General features: G+C 59.1%; 19 protein-coding genes and 4 tRNA genes. 14 read left to right on the top strand and 9 right to left on the bottom strand.

The features are described from left to right. Positions 1–13 precede the first annotated feature (13 nt). The 4 genes from csrA (at position 14) to AC07V9_RS18785 (ending at position 751) form a co-directional block, all read left to right on the top strand. A complete protein-coding gene (gene csrA / locus AC07V9_RS18800) occupies positions 14–202 on the top strand; it encodes a carbon storage regulator CsrA (protein ID WP_002554426.1) in 189 nt (62 codons plus the stop codon). Between the two features lie 62 nt (positions 203–264). Continuing rightward, positions 265–355: transfer RNA gene (locus AC07V9_RS18795), tRNA-Ser, on the top strand. 107 nt (positions 356–462) lie between these two features. Beyond that, positions 463–539, top strand: a tRNA-Arg gene (locus tag AC07V9_RS18790). A 135-nt stretch (positions 540–674) separates the two neighbouring features. After that, positions 675–751 (top strand) — tRNA-Arg (locus tag AC07V9_RS18785). 49 nt (positions 752–800) lie between these two features. On the opposite strand, the gene AC07V9_RS18780 is transcribed toward AC07V9_RS18785, so the two are convergent. Beyond that, positions 801–1298, bottom strand: coding sequence for a cell envelope protein SmpA (locus tag AC07V9_RS18780; protein ID WP_495017156.1), 498 nt, complete (start codon positions 1296–1298; stop codon positions 801–803). Between the two features lie 321 nt (positions 1299–1619). On the opposite strand from AC07V9_RS18780, the gene mgtE reads away from it, so the two are divergent. Beyond that, positions 1620–3062, top strand: coding sequence for a magnesium transporter (gene mgtE, locus AC07V9_RS18775; RefSeq protein ID WP_495017155.1), 1443 nt, complete (start codon positions 1620–1622; stop codon positions 3060–3062). Between the two features lie 124 nt (positions 3063–3186). Here the strand turns inward: mgtE and AC07V9_RS18770 are convergent, their stop codons facing one another. The 3 genes from AC07V9_RS18770 to AC07V9_RS18760 all read right to left on the bottom strand — a co-directional run bounded on the left by AC07V9_RS18770 (position 3187) and on the right by AC07V9_RS18760 (position 4446). Then, positions 3187–3513, bottom strand: coding sequence for an Arc family DNA-binding protein (locus tag AC07V9_RS18770; protein WP_495017154.1), 327 nt, complete (start codon positions 3511–3513; stop codon positions 3187–3189). 448 nt (positions 3514–3961) lie between these two features. Then, positions 3962–4159 (bottom strand): PA3371 family protein, encoded by a 198-nt coding sequence (locus AC07V9_RS18765; protein ID WP_495017153.1) that lies wholly within the window; start codon positions 4157–4159, stop codon positions 3962–3964. Between the two features lie 47 nt (positions 4160–4206). Next, complete coding sequence (locus AC07V9_RS18760) at positions 4207–4446, bottom strand: hypothetical protein (RefSeq protein ID WP_495017152.1); 240 nt, start codon at positions 4444–4446, stop codon at positions 4207–4209. Positions 4447–4774: 328 nt separating this feature from the next. On the opposite strand from AC07V9_RS18760, the gene AC07V9_RS18755 reads away from it, so the two are divergent. After that, a tRNA-Arg gene (locus AC07V9_RS18755) sits at positions 4775–4846 on the top strand. Between the two features lie 22 nt (positions 4847–4868). Here the strand turns inward: AC07V9_RS18755 and AC07V9_RS18750 are convergent. The 3 genes from AC07V9_RS18750 to AC07V9_RS18740 form a co-directional block, all read right to left on the bottom strand. Beyond that, positions 4869–5018: a DUF2256 domain-containing protein gene (locus AC07V9_RS18750; RefSeq protein WP_495017151.1), complete on the bottom strand. Its 150-nt coding sequence runs from the start codon at positions 5016–5018 to the stop codon at positions 4869–4871. A gap of 92 nt (positions 5019–5110) precedes the next feature. Further along, the gene (gene mqo, locus AC07V9_RS18745) at positions 5111–6760 is read right to left on the bottom strand and encodes a malate dehydrogenase (quinone) (protein ID WP_495017150.1); all 1650 of its coding nucleotides are present in this window, start codon (positions 6758–6760) and stop codon (positions 5111–5113) included. Positions 6761–7280: 520 nt separating this feature from the next. Further along, a complete protein-coding gene (locus AC07V9_RS18740; RefSeq protein ID WP_495017149.1) occupies positions 7281–8921 on the bottom strand; it encodes a methyl-accepting chemotaxis protein in 1641 nt (546 codons plus the stop codon). A gap of 460 nt (positions 8922–9381) precedes the next feature. On the opposite strand from AC07V9_RS18740, the gene AC07V9_RS18735 reads away from it, so the two are divergent. Both AC07V9_RS18735 and AC07V9_RS18730 read left to right on the top strand, forming a co-directional pair. After that, the gene (locus AC07V9_RS18735) at positions 9382–10986 is read left to right on the top strand and encodes a response regulator (RefSeq protein WP_495017148.1); all 1605 of its coding nucleotides are present in this window, start codon (positions 9382–9384) and stop codon (positions 10984–10986) included. Further along, positions 10983–11675: a sensor histidine kinase gene (locus tag AC07V9_RS18730; protein ID WP_495017147.1), complete on the top strand. Its 693-nt coding sequence runs from the start codon at positions 10983–10985 to the stop codon at positions 11673–11675. Before AC07V9_RS18735 ends, AC07V9_RS18730 begins: the two co-directional genes overlap by 4 nt. Before the next feature lie 212 nt (positions 11676–11887). Here AC07V9_RS18730 and AC07V9_RS18725 read toward each other — a convergent pair whose 3' ends face one another. Together AC07V9_RS18725 and AC07V9_RS18720 are read right to left on the bottom strand one after the other, a co-directional pair. Then, positions 11888–12604, bottom strand: a complete 717-nt coding sequence (locus AC07V9_RS18725; RefSeq protein ID WP_495017146.1) for a FadR/GntR family transcriptional regulator — start codon at positions 12602–12604, stop codon at positions 11888–11890. 253 nt (positions 12605–12857) lie between these two features. After that, positions 12858–14612 carry an IlvD/Edd family dehydratase gene (locus AC07V9_RS18720; RefSeq protein ID WP_495017145.1) on the bottom strand — a complete coding sequence of 585 codons (1755 nt, stop codon included), beginning with the start codon at positions 14610–14612 and terminating at the stop codon, positions 12858–12860. A gap of 221 nt (positions 14613–14833) precedes the next feature. Between AC07V9_RS18720 and AC07V9_RS18715 the strand changes: the two genes are divergently transcribed. The 6 genes from AC07V9_RS18715 to AC07V9_RS18690 all read left to right on the top strand — a co-directional run bounded on the left by AC07V9_RS18715 (position 14834) and on the right by AC07V9_RS18690 (position 21179). Further along, the gene (locus AC07V9_RS18715) at positions 14834–16150 is read left to right on the top strand and encodes an MFS transporter (protein ID WP_495017144.1); all 1317 of its coding nucleotides are present in this window, start codon (positions 14834–14836) and stop codon (positions 16148–16150) included. A gap of 138 nt (positions 16151–16288) precedes the next feature. Beyond that, positions 16289–17281 carry an AraD1 family protein gene (gene araD1, locus AC07V9_RS18710; RefSeq protein ID WP_495017143.1) on the top strand — a complete coding sequence of 331 codons (993 nt, stop codon included), beginning with the start codon at positions 16289–16291 and terminating at the stop codon, positions 17279–17281. 266 nt (positions 17282–17547) lie between these two features. After that, complete coding sequence (locus tag AC07V9_RS18705) at positions 17548–18873, top strand: MFS transporter (RefSeq protein WP_495017142.1); 1326 nt, start codon at positions 17548–17550, stop codon at positions 18871–18873. Between the two features lie 223 nt (positions 18874–19096). Next, entirely contained in the window at positions 19097–19387 is a 291-nt protein-coding gene (locus AC07V9_RS18700) for a DUF5629 family protein (RefSeq protein ID WP_495017141.1), read from the top strand. 257 nt (positions 19388–19644) lie between these two features. Next, a complete protein-coding gene (locus AC07V9_RS18695; protein WP_495017140.1) occupies positions 19645–20808 on the top strand; it encodes a lactonase family protein in 1164 nt (387 codons plus the stop codon). 188 nt (positions 20809–20996) lie between these two features. After that, positions 20997–21179: a hypothetical protein gene (locus AC07V9_RS18690; protein ID WP_495017139.1), complete on the top strand. Its 183-nt coding sequence runs from the start codon at positions 20997–20999 to the stop codon at positions 21177–21179. Positions 21180–21228 lie beyond the last annotated feature (49 nt).

The following is a 21228-nucleotide window of genomic DNA, read 5'->3' as shown; positions in this document are numbered from 1 at the left end:
TGAGGAGATAGGTATGCTGATTTTGACCCGTCGTTGCGCGGAGAGCCTGATTATCGGTGATGGTGAAATCACCGTGACCGTGCTCGGCGTAAAAGGTAATCAGGTACGAATTGGGGTCAACGCGCCCAAGGAAGTGGCTGTTCACCGTGAAGAGATTTACCTGCGCATCAAGAAAGAGAAGGACGAGGAACCAAGCCATTAATTTTATTTGAATTTTTGGTTTGCAAACGGGGAAAAGGGTGGTTATTATACGCCCCGTGTTGCGGAGAGCTGGCCGAGTGGCCGAAGGCGCTCCCCTGCTAAGGGAGTACACCTCAAAAGGGTGTCGGGGGTTCGAATCCCCCGTTCTCCGCCATTATTTGCGTAGTACGTTGCAATCTGGCTTCTTCTGTAAGTTGTTGAAATTACTAGAAAAAGTGCTTTACAAAGAGATTCAACGGCCTATAATGCGCGGCAACAAATGCACTCGTAGCTCAGCTGGATAGAGTACTCGGCTACGAACCGAGCGGTCACAGGTTCGAATCCTGTCGAGTGCACCATTTAAGCGTTGTTTGTAGTGATACAAATAACTGCTTTAAGAAAGAGCCTGGCTTCAACAGGTCTTCGGAAGCACCACTCACTTCCAGAAGTAAAATGCAATGACCAGAGGTGATCTGGTTTATCAAGCGCCACCTGCACTCGTAGCTCAGCTGGATAGAGTACTCGGCTACGAACCGAGCGGTCACAGGTTCGAATCCTGTCGAGTGCACCATAAAACGAAAAGCCCGCATGCAAATGCGGGCTTTTTGCTTTTCCGGGATTCATTTTCCAGCCTTGCCTTTTTTGCCCGTGGGTTTCACGCAGCCTTGGGCATCGAACGTCACTTGCCGACTCCGGCCATTCTTTTCCTTGTACACATAACGCAGCTCTGCGTTGCGGCCGACGATTTTGTCCGGCCTGCCCAGCAAGCTCTCGACATCCCTTTTGGTCATACCCGCAGGCGTCTGCTGATTGATGATTGCCTTGCGCCGCTGCTCGGCACTCAACACGTTGCCGCAACCATCGTCGCGCTGACCGACCACCACCAGTTCGCTATGGGTTCGTTTCGACGTTTCGCGCCTTGAAGGTGAAGTGACTACGCTGCCCGGCAGAGGGTTGTGCGCGTCCTGCTGCGTCAAGCTGTGCCCCACCGGGCAGCCGAGTGTGGTGAACATGATGTTACCGCTCGCGTCTTCACAGCGATGCACGGTGGATGCTCCCGCAGAAAAAGGCAGGCAGAGCAGGGCAGTCAGAACGGTTTTGCGGATGTCCAACGGCATGGTGATGTCCTCCTTGACGGGTGTCAGGGGAGACTAGCCACATGAAAATGCTCCGGCGAGCGTGTTTTCTTCTCGGAATGTGACGTCGTAGCAATAGCGACTCGGACAATGCTTAACATTGTGTTGCAAGCGATTGTTCCGCGTTGAATTTTTATCATGCAGCCCAGGCAAGCGGTGTATCATTGCGCCCGTCAGCCCCGCCGGGGCTTGTGGAATACCTCCATGGACTTACCCAGTAGCAACCCGTATTCAAGCTGTTCCAATCAAGAATCGACTGATTGATCTTCCGGCGTGGTCCACTGCTGGGAGTGGAGTTCGCCTATGACCGAAGTAGAAGTAAAAAAAACGCAGGAAAGCCTTCAGGATCGCCTCGCGCAAGTCGTTGATCTGCTGCAGCGCCAGCGCATCGTCGAAGACCTGACTCACCGCCAGGAAGGCCAGCATCAGGATCGGGTTGAAAACCTGGTTCACCGGCAGAACCTGGTCGAGCTGCAACGCAAGCTCGATGACCTGCACTCTGCCGACGTCGCCTACATTCTCGAAGCATTGCCTGTTGAGGACCGCCTGACGGTCTGGCAACTGGTCAAGGCCGAGCGTGACGGCGATATCCTCCTCGAAGTATCCGATTCCGTTCGTGAAACCCTGATTGCCGACATGGACGATCACGAGCTGCTGGCCGCTGCCAAGGAAATGGACGCGGACGAGCTCGCTGACCTCGCGCCGGAACTGCCGCGCGATGTCGTGCATGAGCTCATGGAAGCGCTGGACAGCCAGCAGCGCGAACGCGTGCGCTCGGCCCTCTCGTACGACGAGGATCAGGTCGGCGCGCTGATGGACTTCGAGATGGTCACCATCCGCGAAGACGTCAGCCTCGAAGTGGTTCTGCGTTACCTGCGTCGCCTCAAGGAGCTGCCGGGCCACACCGACAAGCTGTTCGTGGTCGACTATGACGGCGTGCTCAAGGGCGTGCTGCCGATCAAGCGTCTGTTAGTTAACGACCCTGAAAAGCAGGTGTCGGAAGTCATGGCCAGCGACCCTGTGAGTTTTCATCCGGACGGCGACGCCTATGAAGCCGCCCAGGCTTTCGAGCGTTACGACCTCATTTCCTCGCCAGTGGTGGACAAGAACGGCAAGCTGATCGGCCGCCTGACCATCGACGAAATGGTCGACCTGATTCGCGAGGAAAGCGAGACCGAAGTCCTCAACATGGCCGGTCTGCGTGAAGAAGAAGACATTTTCGCCTCCGTATGGCGTTCCCTGCGCAACCGCTGGTCATGGCTGGCGGTCAACCTGATTACGGCCTTTCTCGCATCGCGGGTGATCGGCCTGTTCGAAGGCTCCATCGAAAAGCTGGTGGCGCTGGCGGCATTGATGCCGATCGTCGCCGGGATCGGTGGCAACTCGGGTAACCAGACCATCACCATGATCGTTCGCGCCATGGCGCTGGACCAGGTCAGCACCGGCAACACCTCGCGTCTCATGCGTAAAGAGCTGGGCGTGGCGCTGATCAACGGCTTGGTGTGGGGCGGGGTGATCGGCATCGTGGCCTACTTGCTCTATCACAGCTGGTCGTTGGGGGTCGTAATGACCGCGGCGATGACCTTGAACCTGCTGCTGGCGGCTTTCATGGGGGTCGCCATTCCCATGACGCTGGCGCGCTTCGGGCGCGATCCGGCGATGGGGGCCAGTGTGATGATCACCGCCATGACCGACAGCGGTGGCTTCTTCATCTTCCTGGGGTTGGCCACGCTGTTCCTGCTCTAACGAAATGCTGTAAACAAACAACCGCCTCCAAGGCGGTTGTTTGTTATTGGCGGTTGGCTAACTTAAATAGCGCCCACAAAAAAGCCAGCTTAACGCTGGCTTTTCAGTCTCTGGCGGGCGGGACTTATTCGTCGTCGCTGGTCAGGCTGGTGTCGTGTGCGATCAGCGACACGAGGGCGTTTTGTTGGCGATGAGCGAGCTGGCGGAAGCGCTGCAGCAGTTCGCGCTCATGCAGTGACAGCTCTGGGCTGTCGAGGCGCAGCTTCGGCTCGTCACCCAGTGCGCCTTCCTGAATCAGGCTTTGTTCAAGACGCGCAATGATTTCAGAGTTCATGCTGCGATGGTTGTCCTTGGAGACTTCCGCAATGCGCTCGCGCATGCCTTCCGGAAGACGGACAACGAACTTGTCAGCTGTGCGACTGGAATAATTGGCCTGTTTCATAGGGCTCATATATTTAACCGATTTAGTTCAAAGGGGAGGCGGTTCATGCATTTGGCCGCGAGATGTCATCGTCTGACTGTCATTTGGGCGAAATGTTCAACCTGCCAAACATAAAGGTCCGTCATCATGCATCAATCCGTCGGAACCTTGGCGTCAAATCTGTGACAAATATTGAACTAGATAAAGGCGTTTAGCCAGCACCAATTATCCGAAATGCGTTCTGGTTAGCAAAGTTCCGGGATATCGCTCATCCCAGCGACAGCCATAGACTACGCGGGTTTGCGCCGTAGTGGCTATCTGTCTTCAGCGTAGGGCCTTCCACGAAAATATTCGAGAAAGCATTCAAGAAAAGAGACGAAGGGTCTGTCAGGCGAGGCGCTGGAAAGGGGCTACCAAGCGCGGAAGGGCTTCAGGCGAGGTCGGTAAGGCCGAATCTAGAGATGAACTTGGTCCGGGGTCAGGGCTTTGCCTGGCGCAGTACGGGATCGAATTTGATCTTGCGTCCCACAATCAATGCCATCACAAAGAAGCTGGCGAAGATGCCGGCGCAGGTTTTGGCGACCATGCTGAGGGTGTCCATCGAATGGGGAAGCAGCTGATCCGCAGCCAGGGCCATCAGGGTCAGGATCAGAAAGGACAATGCTGCTTTGGACATGGCGGTTCTCGGTTAGAACAAGAGGGCTATTACAGTAGGTAACAGGATCAGAAGACCCAGCGCTCAGCGCGATCAACTGGAATCGCTTCATCAGTGTCGTTAGCCAGCAGGGCGTCAGAACGCGTGGCTGGCATCGCAGCGTAGCGCGGAGCCTGTTTCACCAAGTAATGCGGCTGGACCTGAACGGCGACGCTCTCGGTTTTGCTGCCATCGTCGTGAATGTGGAAGGCCACCAGTGCAACGAGGGCTGCTGCATTCAACAGGGAGAGGGAGAGAGTCACGTTCATCTCGGTTACCTTCGCTTAGTATTGATCTATGAAGGGGATTGCATGAGAAGAGGTAATGCACCCCGCATGCCAAACGAATTTGATAAAAAATAACAATAAAATCAATAGGTTATATAATCTTCCGGGACGTTTGAGATTGCAGTTTGCAATGATGTCATTTTGCGGTATTGCAATTTGCATGATGCGTTGCAAAAAATTGCCAGAACTCCGGCGGACTACAGCCTAAAAAGACAATGACGACATGACAAAACAATGGCTTGCCGTTAACATGCACGCCGTCTCGCTCATGCCACCCAGAGCGCTGACCTTCATAGGCTACGGCTGTTGAGTCCTCTTAGTTCAACGGATAGAACGAGCCCCTCCTAAGGGCTAGATGCAGGTTCGATTCCTGCAGGGGACACATCCTTTCCGTATCGCCGCGCTCATTGCCCTGCACGTCCGGTTTGGCGGTGGCGACGACAGCGTTCCGAGCAGTATTTCACGTCCTCCCAGCAGCGCTCCCACTTCTTGCGCCATGAAAATGGCAGACCGCAGACCGCGCAGCTTTTCACGGGCAGTTCATTCTTCTTCATCGTCGCTCTCCCTGTATTCCGTAATCCTAAACGCAAAAGCCACGGGATTTGCGCCCCGTGGCTTTTCTTTACCGCGTCAACGAGAGGGCGTGTTACAGCGCCATGTCGTTGGCAGGCTTGCTTTCAGCCGGCTTGCTCGGTGCAGCCGCCGGAGCGGTGCCGGTGCCGACCGACAGGTCCAGTACCGGCGGCTTGTCCAGTTGCAGGACTTCAGCGGTGTAGTTCCACTCCTGCTGTACCGCGGCAGGCGAGTCGTTCAGCTTGGTGCCGTAGCTTGGGACGATCTGACGGATCTTGGCTTGCCACTCAGGCGTCGCGACCTTGTCCTTGAAGACCTTCTCCAGCACGTTCAGCATGATCGGTGCAGCAGTCGAGGCGCCTGGCGATGCACCCAGCAGAGCGGCGATGCTGCCGTCCTGGGAGGACACCACTTCAGTACCCAGCTTCAGCACCCCACCTTTATCCGCGTCGCGCTTGATGATCTGCACGCGCTGACCGGCCTGCCACAGACGCCAGTCTTCTTTCTTGGCGTGCGGGAAGTATTCCTGCAGGGCCTTGAAGCGGTCGTCGTCGGACAGCATCAATTGACCGGCGAGGTACTCGACCAGCGGGTACTGCTCGATGCCCACTTTGGTCATCGGCCAGAAGTTGTGGGTGGTCATGCTGCTGAACAGGTCCAGGTAGGAACCTTCTTTCAGGAACTTGGTGGAGAAGGTCGCGAACGGGCCAAACAGGATCACGCGCTTGCCGTCGAGCACGCGGGTGTCCAGGTGCGGAACGGACATGGGTGGCGCGCCGGTGGAGGCAATGCCGTAGGCCTTGGCCATGTGCTGCAGGGCGATGTCTTGGTTGTCGGTGACCAGGAACGAGCCGCCCACCGGGAAGCCTGCGTAGTCGCGGCCTTCCGGAATGCCGGATTTCTGCAGCAGCTTCAGTGCGCCGCCGCCAGCGCCGATGAACAGGAACTTGGCGTCGGTTGCGCTGCTGGTGCCGTCCTTGAGGTTCTTGTACTCGACGTGCCAGCTGCCATCGGCATTGCGGGTGATGTCGTTGACTTCGCTGGACAGCCTCAGGTTGAAGTTCGGGCGAGTCTGCAGGGAAGACACGTACTGGCGGGTGACTTCACCCCAGTTGACGTCGGTGCCGATGGGCGTCCAGGTGGTCGCCAGCTTCTGGTTAGGGTCACGCCCTTCCATCATCAGCGGAACCCACTTGGCGATCTGCGCGTGGTCTTCGGAGAACTGCATCGGGCGGAACAGTGGGCTCGCCTGCAGGGCTTCGTAGCGCTTTTTCAGGAACTTGATGTTGTCATCGCCCCACACGAAGCTCATGTGCGGTGTGGAGTTGATGAACGAATGCGGGTTTTTCAAAACGCTCTGGCGGACTTGCCAGGCGAGGAACTGACGGGTCACCTGGAAGGCTTCGTTGATCTCGATGGCCTTGGAGATATTGACCTTGCCGTCTTTGTCTTCAGGGGTGTAGTTCAGCTCGGCGAGGCCCGAGTGACCGGTACCGGCGTTGTTCCAGCCGTTGGAGCTTTCTTCGGCGACCTTGTCCAGACGCTCGACCATTTCCATGGTCCAGCTCGGCTCCAGCTCGTTGAGCCAGACACCCAGGGTCGAACTCATGATGCCGCCGCCGATCAGCAGCACGTCCACTTTCTTGCTTTCAGCGGCGTGAGCCTGAAGCATACCCATCGAAATCGCCAGGCCCAGCAGCGCCTTGCTTGTCGTCTTGATCATTGCACGCAATCCAATTGATAGAACGTTATCCGCCTGCCGCATGGATGGAGGCGACACCGGTCTTGCTCACATCAGGCTTGAGTGAACGGTAGTCCGATTTCGCGCCCGGCGGGCGAGGGGTAAGGGTTCAAGGTCGAAGAAACGGACCTCGAGTTCTGTGTCCCTCCGCGCTGGCTTCTTGTTAGATCATTGGATGCAGCAGCTTGAGTAAACAACAAACACCGCGCAGGACTCGGTCATCAGGTCCGAGTGTTCTGCGAGGGGCGGCGATTGTACCTGAAATGTGATTTGCGACAAAACATGTGACGGTTTAGTCAATACGCCAATGTGTCACAGGTGGCGAAGGGATAGCTTGCAGCGCGTGGGGGCTATGAACTTTCGCCGCTACCGCTGGCTGAACACGGTGAAATCTGTGGGAGCGAATTCATTCGCGAGAGGCCTGTACATTCGATAAGTCTTCATCGGATGTACGGTCGCTCGGCGAATGCATTCGCTCCCTCAAGGGATCATCGCTGACCCGTCAAAGCGTGAACTTACCTACCATTGCATTGAAAGACACCGCCAGGCGGGACAGCTCCTGACTCGACGCGCTGGTCTGATTCGCACCGGCTGCAGTCTGCGCCGACAGGTCCTGGATGTTCACCAGATTGCGGTCCACCTCACGGGCTACTTGAGCCTGTTCTTCGGCGGCGCTGGCGATGACCAAGTTGCGTTCGTTGATCTGGCTGACGCCTTCGCTGATGCGCTCCAGTGCCAGGCCTGCATCGGTGGCCAGCGTCTGGGTGTTGACTGCGATCGCCTGGCTCTTGCCCATCGCCTTGACGGCTTCATCGGCGCCGTTGCGCACCAGGGTGATCATCGACTCGATCTCGCCGGTGGACGCCTGAGTACGAGCGGCCAGCGCACGCACCTCGTCGGCCACCACGGCAAAGCCACGGCCTTGTTCACCGGCGCGCGCGGCTTCGATAGCAGCGTTGAGGGCCAAGAGGTTGGTCTGTTCAGCGATCCCGCGAATCACGTCCAGCACCTTGGTGATATCGCGAATCTGGCCGGCCAAGGCTTCGACGCGTTGGGTCGAATCATTGATCTCCACGGTCATGGTGTTCATCGCCGCGACGGCCTGCTGAACCTGGCGCTGACCCTTGAGGGCGTCATCGGCGGTCTGGGTCGACACCTGCGAGGCACTGGCGGCGTTGCGCGCGACTTCCTCGACGGCTGCGGTCATTTCGTTCACGGCGGTGGCTGCCTGCTGGATTTCGTCGTTCTGACGCTGCAGGCCACGGCTGCTGTCGTCAGTCACGGCGGTCAGCTCTTCCGCCGCCGAGGCCAGTTGATCCGAGGCGTTGGCGATCTGCTGCACGGTGTTCTTCAGGTTGCCCTGCATATTGGACAGGGCTTTGAGCAACTGCCCGGTTTCGTCCTCGCTGCCCACGGCAACCGCCTGGGTCAGGTCACCATTGGCGACCCGCGCTGCGCTGTCGACCGATTGGTAAATCGGGCGGGTGATCATGCGCGTGACCAGCAGGCCCAGCACAATGGCGCAAATCACCGCAACCAATGAGCCGATGATCAGTATCCAGGTCACCTGTTTGTTGGTGTCGACGCCCGCTTGCGCCGCCTCATCGGCCTGACGGGCGTTGGATTCGATGATGATTTTCAGCTCGCCCATGGTCTTGCGGTAGCTGGGCGTGACGCTGCTGGCGGCCAGTTTGCTGGCTTGCGGGATATCGCCACCTTGAATGACGGAAAGGGTGTTCTGCGCCGCAGCAATATAAGCCAGCCAGTCGCGTTCGAAGTCGTCGCCCGCGGCCTTTTCGTCGGCTTGCAGCGGTGTGGCACGGTAGATCTTGAAGTCGCTTTCGGCCTGGGCCTGATTTTCCTTGAACGACTGCATCGCTGCGTTGATCTCGTCCGGACTGGCTTTGATCGCACTCAAACCCAGGACCTTGAAAAAGTCACGGTTGGTGGCGATGACGTTGGCCTTGACCGAATCGACTTTCGTGATCGACACCAGATTGTTGGTAACCGTGCTTTGAAACAGGTCGTACAGACGTGAAATACCGGCTTGTCCCAGCACGCCGACCGCAACCGTGATCAGCGCGCACAGACAAAAGGCAGACAGCAGTTTGGACTTGAGTTTGAGGTTGGTCAGCCAGGCCATGGGGAGTACTCGGGCAGAGGGGGAGTGCGCGGCAGGAGTGGCCGCTTTCCCTGCATATCGGCGCGAGCTAGCAGGACTTTACACGTTTGGTTACATCCACGATGAACATCATCATTTAATTTGCTTTTGGCAGATTTTGGATCCGTGATCGGGGTGCTACACGGTGCCCATAGCACGTGCTTTCAGCTCGGCGACGGGCGTCACAGCGTGCGCTAGAGGAGGAGAAATCCTGTGTATGACGGTCGCTTTTTCCCGCTGGCATCACCTAAGCTTTACCCCGGCCCCGCCGATAACTCGAACAAGCGGCGTCTCGTCGCAGCGTAAGTGGCCAGGGCTGGTATGAAATAGCTTGATGGCAAATTGACGTTAGCTATCATCTGCCCCTTTTAACGGGGCGGTGAAGTTGACCCGTTGTGTAATTGCCCTTGGGCGGATTTTTTCTCCTGTGACAGGAATCTCGATGCTGGCGTGGAACCAAAAAACCTTTCTGATCGTCGATGATTTCTCTGATTTCCGCAGCTCGGTCCGGTCGATGCTTCGCGAATTGGGCGTCAAGGAAGTAGACACTGCAGACAACGGCGAACAGGCGATCAAGGCCTGTTCGCAGAAGCGTTACGACTTCATTCTTCACGACTTCAACCTGGGTGATGGCAAGAAGAACGGCCAGCAGGTCCTTGAAGACCTGATGACCGATCGCCTTATCAGCCACGAAAGCGTGTTCGTCATGGTCACCGCCGAGAACAGCCAGGCGATGGTGATGAGTGCGCTGGAGTGGGAGCCCGACGCTTACCTGACCAAGCCGTTCAACCGCGCAAGCCTGGCCCAGCGCCTGGAGAAGATCGTTCAGCGCAAGAACCTGCTCAAACCGATTCTTCAGGCGCTGGATCGCGGCAAGCCGGCCGAAGTGCTGGCGGCGTGTGTGAATCTGACCAAGCAGGACCCGCGTTTCGCGCCGCTGTGCCTGCGCTACAAGGCCGACGCGTTGCGCGACCTCAATCAGCACGAGCCGCTGGAAGCCTTTCTCAAATCGATTCTGGCCGATCGCCCGCAGCCTTGGGCGTATGCGGCGCTGGGCAAGCTGTTGCACAAGCGCGGTCGCAACGGCGAGGCGCAAACCGTCTATGAAGAAGCGATCCGTGCCTTCAATTCAATGCCGGTGCTGTTCGACGGTCTGGCCGATGTTCTGATTGCCAGCGGCGACAACCGCCGCGCGCAGAAAATGCTCGAAGAGGCCGTGCGCCTGTCGCCCTACGCCGTGCGTCGTCAGCGCTTGCTGGGCAAGCTGGCGCTGGAAAACCAAGACTTCGACGGGGCCTCCAAGGCCTATCGCCAGGCGGTATCGCAGGGGCAGTTCTCGCGCTTCAAGGACCCGGAGACCAACCTGGGCCTGGCTCAGGCACTGATCAGCAAAGGCGGTGATCGTGGCCTGGATGCGCGCACCCGCGTGGAGATCAACCAGACCTTGGGCGAAGTGGCCAAGGAACACACCAACGACGCCGGCCTGCAAGTGCGGGCGCGTTTGATGAAGGCCACCAGCGTCGCCACGTCCGACCCGGAAATGGCCGCCAAGCTGACCGCCCAGGCGATGGAGCGGCTCGACGGCATGGAGCAGTTTCTCAGTGCCGATGCCGCGCTGGCGGTGGCCGCGCAGCTCAAGCAACTGGGGCAGGAAGCCGCGGGCGCAGGCATTCTGAAAAGCTGTGCGGAGATCTACGGCGACGATGCGGCTGTCATGCAGAACATCGCCAAGCAGACCGACGACCCGGAAATCCTCAGCGCCGGCAAAGCGGCCATCGACCTGAACCTGCAAGGCATTCGCAGCTATCGCGCCGGCAAGCTGGGCGAAGCGCAGGACCTGTTCCGCCAAGGCCTTGCACTGCAACCCAAAAACATCAGTATTGCCCTGAACATGGCCCAGTCGCTGCTGCACATGGGCGTGCAGAACCTCGACGCGGCCAGCCTGCAGGAATGCCGCAACAGCCTAACGATGGTCGGCAAGATGCCCGAGACCGACCCCCGGTACGAGCGTTACCAGAAATTGCGGCTCAAGGCGTTCGGCCAATGACCGATCAGGAGCAGGGGCTGGACTTCTCCATGGTGATTGCCTCCACCGTGCACGACATGAAGAACTCCCTGGCGCTGCTGATTCAGGCCCATGGCCAATGGGTCAGCCAGTTGCCTGAGGCGCAACGAGGCAACGCCGAACAGGGTGTGATCGATTACGAATTCGCCCACCTCAACAGCATGCTGGTGCAGTTGCTGGGGCTGTACAAGCTGGGCGTGAACCAGCTGCCTCTGCGCCCGGACTATCACGAGCTGGACGACTTCATCGAAGCGCAGCTGGCGTTTCACGAGGAAGTGCTGGTCAGTCGTGGCATTGCCGCGCGCTATGAGGTCGATGATTTCGGTCTGCCAGGATTCTTCGACCGTGAGTTGATTGGCTCAGTGGTGTCCAACGTGGTCATCAACGCCATTCGCTACGCCCGCAAGCACGTGCTGATCAGCGCGGGGCAGGTGGGTGAGCAGTTGGTGATCAGCATCAACGATGACGGGCCGGGCTTCCCGCAGCACATGATCGAGCGCCAGACCGACTACGTGCTGGGCATCAATCAAAGCAGTGGCAGCACTGGGCTGGGACTTTATTTCGCCGCTAACATCGCCCGCCAGCATCAGCGCAAGGGTGTGCACGGGCATATCGAAATTGGCAATGGTGGTGAGCTGGGAGGCGGGTTGTTCAGGATTTTCCTGCCCTGAACCAAGCGTCGTTTAACGTGTTGCGGATGGGGTGCAAAGCCCTATTGGGAGCGAATTCATTCGCGATGCGTGATGTTTGCGCAACTGATGCACCGGCCAATCGCGAATGAATATGCTGCCACAGGTTTTGACCGCCGCTTGGCACGCGAAATGGGGTCGATCAGCCTGTCTGCATGAACAACGCGGCCAACCCCCAAAAGCACGCCGGGCTGCTACAAGCCTTTGCCCAGCACCACATTCAGCGCGTTACGCGCATCGTCCAGTTGCACCAGCGTGGCGTGGTGGGCGCCCAAGGCGTCGCGGTTTTCGATGGCCGTGAGAATGGCCTTGTGTCGGGGCAGGGCCAGTTCGTGCAGGTTGGGGCGCTGGTTGGAATGCTTCAACGCCTCGCGCAGGGCCAGTGACAGCATGTTGCACAAGTGAGCGAGCAGATCGTTGTGGGTGGCGTCGGCAATGCGGCTGTGGAAGTCGAGGTCGGGTTGTAGCACGTCTTCGACGGTGGGCGCGGCAGCCATGCGCTCGTAGGCTTCGCTGATACCGGCGACTTCATCGGCGGTTGCGTGTTGCGCGGCCAGGGCTGCGGCAGCCGGTTCGATGATGCTGCGCACGCTGGTGAGCAGGGCGAAAAATTCGTTTTGCGGCGAGCTTTGCATCAACCAGTGCAGCACGTCAGGGTCCAGGATGTGCCATTCGCGACGGGGTTTGACCACCGTACCGACCCGCGGCCGCGAATACACCAGCCCCTTGGCCACCAACACCCGCGTGGCTTCGCGCAGCACCGGACGGCTCACGGCATATTCTTCACAGAGCAGGGCTTCGGCGGGGAGCTTGTCGTCTGGCATGAAACGGCCGGAAACGATCTGCATGCCGATGTCCTGGACGATGCGTGAGTGCATGCTTTTGCGGTCGGAGGGCTTACGATAATCCATGGGGCGCGAGGCAATCCTGAGCGATGAAGGCGGCGCATCATAGCATTGGCGGGGAGGCAAGGGCGCGGGTGCAGATGTCGGGAGGTTGCAGGCACCAGAGAAAGCATTGGCATGCGCAACCTGTGGGAGCGAATTCATTCGCGAGGCGTGAGTACATTCAATAAATCTCTGTAGTCAGTACCGACGTCTCGCGAATGAATTCGCTCCTACAGGTTAGAGTCACCGGTAGCCGTTACCGGAGACCGTCAGCCGATCAGTGCGAGTGTCGCGGTACTTCCGAGCCGCGCATCCCCACCAGAAAATCAAAGTCGCAACCCTGATCCGCCTGCATTACGTGGTCGATGTACAACTGGCGATAGCCACCGATCAGCTTGTTTTGCGGGGCTTGCCAGTCAGCCAGACGCGCATCGAGCTCCTGTTGTGGGATGTCCAGGTGCAAACGCCCGGTCGCGCAGTCCAGCTCGATGTAATCGCCTTCCTGCACCACCGCCAGCGGCCCGCCCGCCGCCGCTTCCGGCGCCACGTGCAAGACCACCGTGCCATACGCCGTGCCGCTCATGCGCGCATCGGAAATACGCACCATGTCGGTCACGCCCTGGGCCAGCAGTTTGGCTGGCAGGCCCATGTTGCCGACTTCGGCCATGCCCGGATAACCCTTTGGCCCGCAGTTTTTCATCACCAGAATGCTGTTGGCGTCCACGTCCAGATCCGGGTCGTTGATCCGCGCTTTGTACACGTCGAAGTTCTCGAACACCACTGCGCGACCGCGATGCTTCATCAGTGCAGGCGTCGCGGCGGAAGGCTTGAGCACCGCGCCAAGGGGGGCGAGGTTGCCGCGCAGCACGCAGATACCGCCGTCAGCCACCAGCGGATTGTCGATGGCACGGATGACTTCATCGTCCCCGTAGATCGGCGAGTTCTTCACGTTTTCCCAGAGCGATTTGCCGTTAACGGTCAGGGCCTCGGGGTTGGGGATCAGGTTGTTCTCGCCCAGACGGCGCAGCACGGCAGGCAGGCCGCCGGCATAGTAAAACTCTTCCATCAGAAAGCGCCCGGAAGGCTGCAGGTCCACCAGGGTCGGGGTGCCGCGACCGATACGGGTCCAGTCGTCCAGCTCCAGATCGACGCCGATACGCCCGGCGATGGCCTTGAGGTGAATCACTGCGTTGGTCGAACCGCCGATGGCCGCGTTGACGCGAATGGCGTTTTCGAAGGCTTCACGGGTGAGAATCTTCGACAGGCGCAGGTCTTCGTTGACCATCTGCACCGCGCGCATGCCGGACATGTGCGCCAACACATAACGACGAGAATCCACTGCGGGAATGGCCGCATTGTGCGGCAGCGAAGTGCCCAGCGCTTCCGCCATGCAGGCCATGGTCGACGCCGTGCCCATGGTGTTGCAGGTGCCCGCCGAGCGTGACATGCCGGCTTCGGCGGAGAGGAATTCGTCCAGGCTGATCAGGCCTGCCTTATAGGACTCATGCATTTGCCAGACGATGGTACCGGCGCCGATGTCCTTGCCTTTGTGTTTGCCGTTGAGCATCGGGCCGCCGGTGACGACGATCGCCGGCACGTCGCAGCTGGCCGCGCCCATCAGCAGGGCGGGGGTGGTCTTGTCGCAGCCGGTCAGCAGCACCACGCCGTCGATAGGGTTGCCGCGAATCGCCTCTTCCACGTCCATGCTCGCCAGATTGCGCGTGAGCATTGCCGTCGGACGCAGGTTCGATTCGCCGTTGGAGAACACAGGGAATTCCACCGGGAATCCACCGGCCTCGATCACGCCACGTTTGACGTGCTCGGCGATGGTGCGGAAGTGGGCGTTGCAGGGGGTCAGTTCTGACCAGGTGTTGCAGATGCCGATGATAGGCTTGCCCTGGAACTGGTGGTCGGCGATGCCCTGGTTCTTCATCCAGCTGCGGTACATGAAGCCGTTCTTGTCGGCAGTACCGAACCACTGGGCTGAACGCAGGGTGGGTTTCTTGTGGGTATCGGATGGGGAATCAGACATAAATCAGCACTCTTATTGTAAGACTATAAAGCTGGGTGTGCTGCTTAAAATAGGCCGAAAATGCGCTGAGAGGAAGTGTTGTCACGTTAAATAGTATTACTATATAGTCGGTTTTTATCGAGGGACGACCCTGTCTGCCGCGTCTGATTCTTCCGGCACACACGAAGGCAGAGGCGATCCCCATGCGCTTGCATAACAAAAACAACGTGGAGACCGCATACATGAGCCAGGAACTCAGGCTTATTCGTCGTATCACCTTGAAACTCATTCCCTTTCTTATCCTGTTGTACCTGATCGCGTATGTGGACCGTTCCGCCGTGGGCTTCGCCAAGCTGCGCATGGGCGCGGATGTCGGCATTGGCGATGCCGCCTATGGCCTGGGCGCGGGTCTGTTCTTCATTGGTTACTTCTTGCTGGAAATTCCCAGCAACCTGATGCTCGAACGCTTCGGCGCGCGGCGCTGGTTCGCGCGGATCATGATCACCTGGGGTGCGATCACCATGGGCATGGCCTTCATTCAAGGGCCGACCAGTTTCTATGTGATGCGCTTTCTGCTCGGTGCGGCTGAAGCGGGCTTCTTCCCGGGCGTGCTGTACTACATCACCCAATGGTTCCCGGTGCGCCATCGCGGCAAGATTCTGGGGCTGTTCATCCTTTCCCAACCCATCGCCATGATGATCACCGGCCCCATTTCCGGTGGCCTTTTGGGCTTGGAGGGCATCGGCGGCCTGCACGGCTGGCAGTGGCTGTTCCTGTGCATCGGCGCGCCAGCGATTCTGCTGACTTGGCCGGTGCTGCGCTGGCTGCCGGATGGCCCGAAAGACGTGAAATGGATGGATTCAGTCGAGAAAGACTGGCTGGCCGGTGAGCTCAAGCGCGACCTGGAAGCCTACGGCCAGACCCGTCATGGCAATCCGCTGCACGCCCTCAAGGACAAACGCGTCCTGCTGCTCGCGCTGTTCTACCTGCCGGTCACCCTGAGCATCTACGGCCTGGGGCTGTGGTTGCCGACCCTGATCAAGCAGTTCGGTGGCAGCGATCTGGTCACTGGTTTCGTCTCGGCGGTGCCCTACATCTTCGGCATCATCGGCCTGCTGATCGTGCCGCGCAGCTCGGACCGACTGAACGACCGCTATGGCCACCTGGCCGTCCTTTATGTGATCGGGGCGATCGGCCTGTTCTTCAGCGCCTTCCTCGGCACGCCGGTGCTGCAACTGGCAGCTTTGTGCCTGGTGGCATTCTCATTGTTTTCCTGCACGGCCATTTTCTGGACCTTGCCGGGCCGTTTCTTCGCCGGTGCCAGCGCCGCGGCCGGTATCGCCCTGATCAACTCGGTGGGCAACCTGGGTGGCTATATCGGGCCATTCGTCATCGGTTGGCTGAAAGAAATCACCGGCAATCTGGCTACGGGTCTGTACTTCCTCTCGGGCGTGATGGTCTTTGGTTTGATTCTGACCGGCATCGTGTACCGCGTACTGGAGCGCAAGCACGTGTTGCCGGAATCCGAATTCGCGGCCAGCGCCCGCGGTTCTCGTTAATGACACGTCCATTGTAGGAGCGCGCTTGCCCGCGACAGGGCTGTGTCAGAAGACACCTTATCCGTCTCAGACACATTGCCTTCGCGGGCAAGCGCGCTCCTGCAGGGATCGTACACATCATCTGGAAAGGAGCATTCCATGCATTTGGTTCAATTCGAATTGGGTAACGGCCAGCGTCGTGTCGGCCTGGTGGATGGCGCGCTGGTGCGCGAAGTGCAGAGCGCGACCAGTACCCGTGAGCTGGCGCTGGCGGCCATCGATAAAAAGATTTCCCTGGCAGAGCAGGTCGACAGTCATGGCCTGGGCGACAGCCACGATTACTCGCAAGTGCGCGCTGACTTACGCATCCTGCCGCCGCTGGACCATCCGGACCCCGCCCACCTGCTGGTCAGCGGAACCGGCCTTACGCACCTTGGCAGCGCCTCGGCTCGAGACAAAATGCACCAGCATGGCAATGACGAATCGGCCATGACCGACACCATGCGCATCTTCAAATGGGGCATCGAAGGCGGCAAACCCGCAGCCGGTCAGGCAGGTGTGCAACCGGAGTGGTTCTACAAGGGCGACGGCAGCATCGTCATTCGTCCGGGCGAAGCCTTTCCGCAGCCGCCGTTTTCCGAAGACGCGGGCGAAGAGCCTGAGCTGAGCGGCCTGTACGTCATCGGCAACGACGGCAAGCCGTACCGATTGGGGTTCGCCATCGGCAACGAGTTCTCCGACCACGTCATGGAGCGCAAGAATTACCTGTACCTGGCCCACTCAAAACTGCGTGCCTGCTCCTTCGGCCCGGAGCTGCGCGTCGGCGACCTGCCACAGAACCTGGCGGGCACCAGCCGTATCCTGCGCGACGGCAAAGTGCTGTGGGAGAAGGAGTTCCTCAGTGGCGAGGCCAACATGTGCCACAGCCTGGAAAATCTCGAATACCACCACTTCAAGTACAGCCAGTTTCTGCGTCCGGGCGACGTGCACGTGCACTTCTTCGGCACTGCGACCCTGTCGTTTGCCGACGGCATCAAGACCCGGCCGGGCGACCATTTTGAAATCAGCCAGCGCGAATTCGGCGCGCCTCTGGTCAACGGCATCGCCACGACCGAGGCAGTGTTCCAGCCGGGTGGCATCAAGCAGCTCTGATAAGGAAACCGCTCATGACCCAGATCACTGGCAGCGCGTCGGGCACCATCATCGTGTTGGTGGATGGGATGAATAGCACTGCCGCCATTTAGCGTGGCTTAGACCTGTGGGCGCGAATTCATTCGCGAAAGCTGGTTCTGACGATGGATCTTCATCGGATGGACTGGCCTCTCGCGAATGAATTCGCTCACAGGATCGTACCCACCCCGAAATCTGTTTGGCTCAACGACCCCGACACCCACATAAAAACAAACGGGGTGCGCCCCATGACCGCCAACGCCATCCTGCTGGAACAGCTCGACACCGACGCGCTGGAAGACAGCATCTACCGCAAGGTCAGCTGGCGCATCGTGCCGCTGTTCATCTGCTGCTTCCTGTTCGCCTACCTGGACCGGGTCAACATCAGCTTCGCCAAACTGCAGATGGCCAGCGATCTGGGTTTCAGCGAGACCATCTACGGCCTGGGCGCGAGCCTGTTTTTCGTCGGCTACTTTCTGTTCGAAGTCCCCAGCAACGTGTTGCTGCACCGCATCGGCGCGCGCATCTGGATCGCGCGGATCATGGTGTCCTGGGGGATTGCCTCGGCTTGCATGATGTTCGTGCAGACCGAATTCTGGTTCTACACCCTGCGTTTTCTGATTGGTGTGATGGAAGCCGGCTTCGTCCCCGGCGTGCTGTATTTCTTCACCCAGTGGTACCCCGGCACACGACGTGCACGGGTCAATTCCTACTTCAAGAGCTCCATTTGCCTGTGCGGCATTGTCGGCGGTCCGATCGCTGGATTGATCCTCGGCCATTTCGACGGCGTCATGGGCCTGGCCGGCTGGCGCTGGCTGTTTCTGCTGGAAGGCATCCCGTCGGTGATCCTGGGGGGCGTGGTGTTCTGGCTGGTCAAGGACCGCATCGAAGACGCGCCGTGGCTCAGCGCGCAGGAGAAGGCCATCGTCCTGTCGCGCATGGCCAAGGAGCCCAAGCCTGCCGTGTCGCAGAAGGTCAAGGACATCTGGAAGCACCCGACCACCTACGTCATGTCGGCGATCTACCTGTGCCTGGTCATGGCCCTGACCGGCCTGCTGTTCTGGATGCCGCAACTGATCAAGAGCGCGGGCGTGATGGACACCATGGACATCGGCCTGCTCACGGTCATCCCTTACGTGGGCGCGGTGATCGGCAACCTGCTGATTGGCGCCAGTTCCGACCGCCATCGTGAACGTCGCTGGCACATGGCGGCCTGCGCAACCCTGACGGCCGTGGGCTATCTGGTTTGCGCGCTGTTCCTCGGCCAACTGCTGCCACTGATGATCGGCATGACGCTGATCATGACCGGCATCATCGCCTGGATGCCGATCTTCTGGACTATCCCGCCGCGCTTTCTCAGTGGCATCGCCGCCGCCGCAGGCATTGCGTTGATCAACTCCCTGGGCCAGTTGGGCGGCATCATCGCGCCGTTCATGGTCGGGCGGATCAAGGATCTGACCGGCACCGCCACACCTGCGTTGTTCGCGCTGTTTGCGGTGAGCGTGCTGGCCATTGCGCTGATCGTTTGGGGCATTCCGGCGCGGTATTACGCCAAGGATGCGGCGCAGGACTGATCGCAAAACCCGAGCCTGTCGAAAACTTGAGCCTGTCGAAACCTGTGGGAGCGAATTTATTCGCGAGACGTCGGAGCAGACGAACAATCGGTGTCAAATGCACCGGCCCCTCGCGAATGAATTCGCTCCCACAGGATGTGGACGCAGCCCTTGAGCCGCTGCTGCATCCCGCCCCGGCGCCTTTTGGCCTATCATTCGCGCTTTAACCGATGCGAACTCTGCCATGACCACCACACCCCAAACCTTGCGCGCCGCTCTGCAATCGGCCTTGACCTCCCACGGCATGCTGGAAGTCGACGGCCTGCACGCTTTCGAATTCACCCTGGATGAAATGCTGCAGATCGAAAGCATGGATGGCCGTGAGCGAAAGGTCTGGCGTTTCTCCCTGGCCCAGGTCGACTCCGCCGAATTCGACGCCGCCCTGCAAAGCTGGGTGATCAACGACGGCAACGCCGACCACCGCATCGTCGTGCTCGACGCGTTCGCCGCTGGCGATGATGAAGAAGACGAGTAACGCCTGACGCTTGGGAAACCTGTGGGAGCGAATGTATTCGCGAGAGGCCGTAGCAGGCGGTACATCTATGTTGCCTGAACGATTTTTCGTCGGAATGCCGCCCAGAATGAATTCGCTCCCACAGATCGGTCGGCATTCATCCCGAGAGTTGCGGTCCAGTTGCCGTGCCCTGAGCAACTACTGCCCCCAAACCACTGTCATAGACCTGATTCTCGCGTGAACAGCGCGCCAACAACTCCAACAACGAGATCGCTCCCATGACACCCAGACTCATGCCCTGGCTGGTGCTCGCCGGCAGCCTTACCGCCCTTTCCGTTCAGGCCAAACCCATGACTGATTACGACGTACTGGTAGGTGCCTACACCGCAGGCAAAAGCGAAGGCATCTACCGCTATGGCTTCAACACCCAAACCGGCCAGCTCGACGCCACGCCGCGTCAGGTAATCAAAAGCGAAAACCCGTCCTGGCTGACCCTCTCCAAAGACCAGCGCCACCTGTTCGCGGTCAACGAAAACGGCCCGGGCCAGACCGACGTGGTCGGCAAGGTCAGCAGTTTTGCCATTGACCCCAAGACCCACGCGGTGTCGTTCATCAACCAGATCGACAGCAAGGGCGAGGAGCCGACCCACTCCAACCTCAGCGCTGACGGCCGCTTCCTCTTCGTCGCCAACTACGCCGTATACCCCGATCCGGGCGGTTCGCTGGCCGCTGTGCCGGTCGGCAAGGACGGCAAGCTGTCGCCGGTCGTGCAAACCGCGACCCACGAGCCGAGCAAGGTCAACCCTGAGCGTCAGGCTTCGTCCCACGTTCACTCGGCCGTCCCGACCCCCGATGGCAAATACCTGATCGCCATGGACCTGGGCGCCGACAAGATGTTTGTCTTCGACTACGACGCCAAACAGACCCAGCCCCTCAAGCCTGCCAAGACCCCCTCGGTCGACCTGCCACCGGGCAGCGGCCCGCGCCATCTGCTGTTCAGCAAGGACGGCAAGCACGCCTGGCTGACCATGGAAATGAGCGCTCAAGTGGCGGTGTTCGACTACCACGACGGCGTGTTCAAACGCACCCAACTGGTGGAGCTGGCCAACAAAGACGGCCAGCAATACCGTGCGGCGGGCGGCCTGCACACCTCGCCGGATGGCAAGTTCCTCTACGTCGCCAATCGCGGCGAGGTCAACGAGTTGCTGGTCTTCAGCATCGGCGCCAACGGCCAGCTCAAGGAAGTCCAGCGTCGCTCCGTCGAGGGCAAGGAACCTCGCGAGTTTGCTTTCGACCCCAGCGGCCGTTTCGTGCTGATCGCCAACCAGAAGAGCAACCAGATCGTCACCGTGCGTGTCGACCCGAAAACCGGCGTCCTGGGTGATACCGTGCAGAAAATCGACTTTGATTCCCCCTCCGATTTCCGTTTTTTGAATCATTGAGAACGGGCAAGTGACACATTGACGCAGTCTTCAGCCCTTGATTTACAAGGGCTGAAGCCATCTATTAATTGAAGTGATATGGGCTAGTGCCAGAAAAGATTTTTTCTGAAAGCTCCTCGGGCGTAACTTTCATTCCACGGCCAAGACGGTCAAGACTTGAAACGAAACACGACACCGAGGTACACATCATGAACTTCAATCTCTTCTCCATCATCGCCGCGTCCGCCATCTCTGCCACCGTTGCACTGCCCGCCAGCGCCAGTGTCGAAGCCACAGACAAAAAAGTCAGCGCGACCCAGAGCTACACCCCGAAATACCTGCAACAAAGTGCCAACTTCTATGCCGCTCTGGATCACAAGACCCCGCAATGAAGAACACTGACCCGACGAATCCATTCCCCATCAACGCCACGAACGCTAC

This window comes from Pseudomonas sp. GW821-FHT02A11, from assembly GCF_059421985.1.
This window is presented reverse-complemented; position numbering and strand designations above follow the sequence as displayed.

Coding starts and splice junctions, on each gene's coding strand:
- csrA (WP_002554426.1), top strand. CDS start 14: ATGCTGATTTTGACCCGTCGTTGCGCGGAGAGCCTGATTATCGGTGAT.
- AC07V9_RS18780 (WP_495017156.1), bottom strand. CDS start 1,298: ATGCCGTTGGACATCCGCAAAACCGTTCTGACTGCCCTGCTCTGCCTG.
- mgtE (WP_495017155.1), top strand. CDS start 1,620: ATGACCGAAGTAGAAGTAAAAAAAACGCAGGAAAGCCTTCAGGATCGC.
- AC07V9_RS18770 (WP_495017154.1), bottom strand. CDS start 3,513: ATGAGCCCTATGAAACAGGCCAATTATTCCAGTCGCACAGCTGACAAG.
- AC07V9_RS18765 (WP_495017153.1), bottom strand. CDS start 4,159: ATGTCCAAAGCAGCATTGTCCTTTCTGATCCTGACCCTGATGGCCCTG.
- AC07V9_RS18760 (WP_495017152.1), bottom strand. CDS start 4,446: ATGAACGTGACTCTCTCCCTCTCCCTGTTGAATGCAGCAGCCCTCGTT.
- AC07V9_RS18750 (WP_495017151.1), bottom strand. CDS start 5,018: ATGAAGAAGAATGAACTGCCCGTGAAAAGCTGCGCGGTCTGCGGTCTG.
- mqo (WP_495017150.1), bottom strand. CDS start 6,760: ATGATCAAGACGACAAGCAAGGCGCTGCTGGGCCTGGCGATTTCGATG.
- AC07V9_RS18740 (WP_495017149.1), bottom strand. CDS start 8,921: ATGGCCTGGCTGACCAACCTCAAACTCAAGTCCAAACTGCTGTCTGCC.
- AC07V9_RS18735 (WP_495017148.1), top strand. CDS start 9,382: ATGCTGGCGTGGAACCAAAAAACCTTTCTGATCGTCGATGATTTCTCT.
- AC07V9_RS18730 (WP_495017147.1), top strand. CDS start 10,983: ATGACCGATCAGGAGCAGGGGCTGGACTTCTCCATGGTGATTGCCTCC.
- AC07V9_RS18725 (WP_495017146.1), bottom strand. CDS start 12,604: ATGGATTATCGTAAGCCCTCCGACCGCAAAAGCATGCACTCACGCATC.
- AC07V9_RS18720 (WP_495017145.1), bottom strand. CDS start 14,612: ATGTCTGATTCCCCATCCGATACCCACAAGAAACCCACCCTGCGTTCA.
- AC07V9_RS18715 (WP_495017144.1), top strand. CDS start 14,834: ATGAGCCAGGAACTCAGGCTTATTCGTCGTATCACCTTGAAACTCATT.
- araD1 (WP_495017143.1), top strand. CDS start 16,289: ATGCATTTGGTTCAATTCGAATTGGGTAACGGCCAGCGTCGTGTCGGC.
- AC07V9_RS18705 (WP_495017142.1), top strand. CDS start 17,548: ATGACCGCCAACGCCATCCTGCTGGAACAGCTCGACACCGACGCGCTG.
- AC07V9_RS18700 (WP_495017141.1), top strand. CDS start 19,097: ATGACCACCACACCCCAAACCTTGCGCGCCGCTCTGCAATCGGCCTTG.
- AC07V9_RS18695 (WP_495017140.1), top strand. CDS start 19,645: ATGACACCCAGACTCATGCCCTGGCTGGTGCTCGCCGGCAGCCTTACC.
- AC07V9_RS18690 (WP_495017139.1), top strand. CDS start 20,997: ATGAACTTCAATCTCTTCTCCATCATCGCCGCGTCCGCCATCTCTGCC.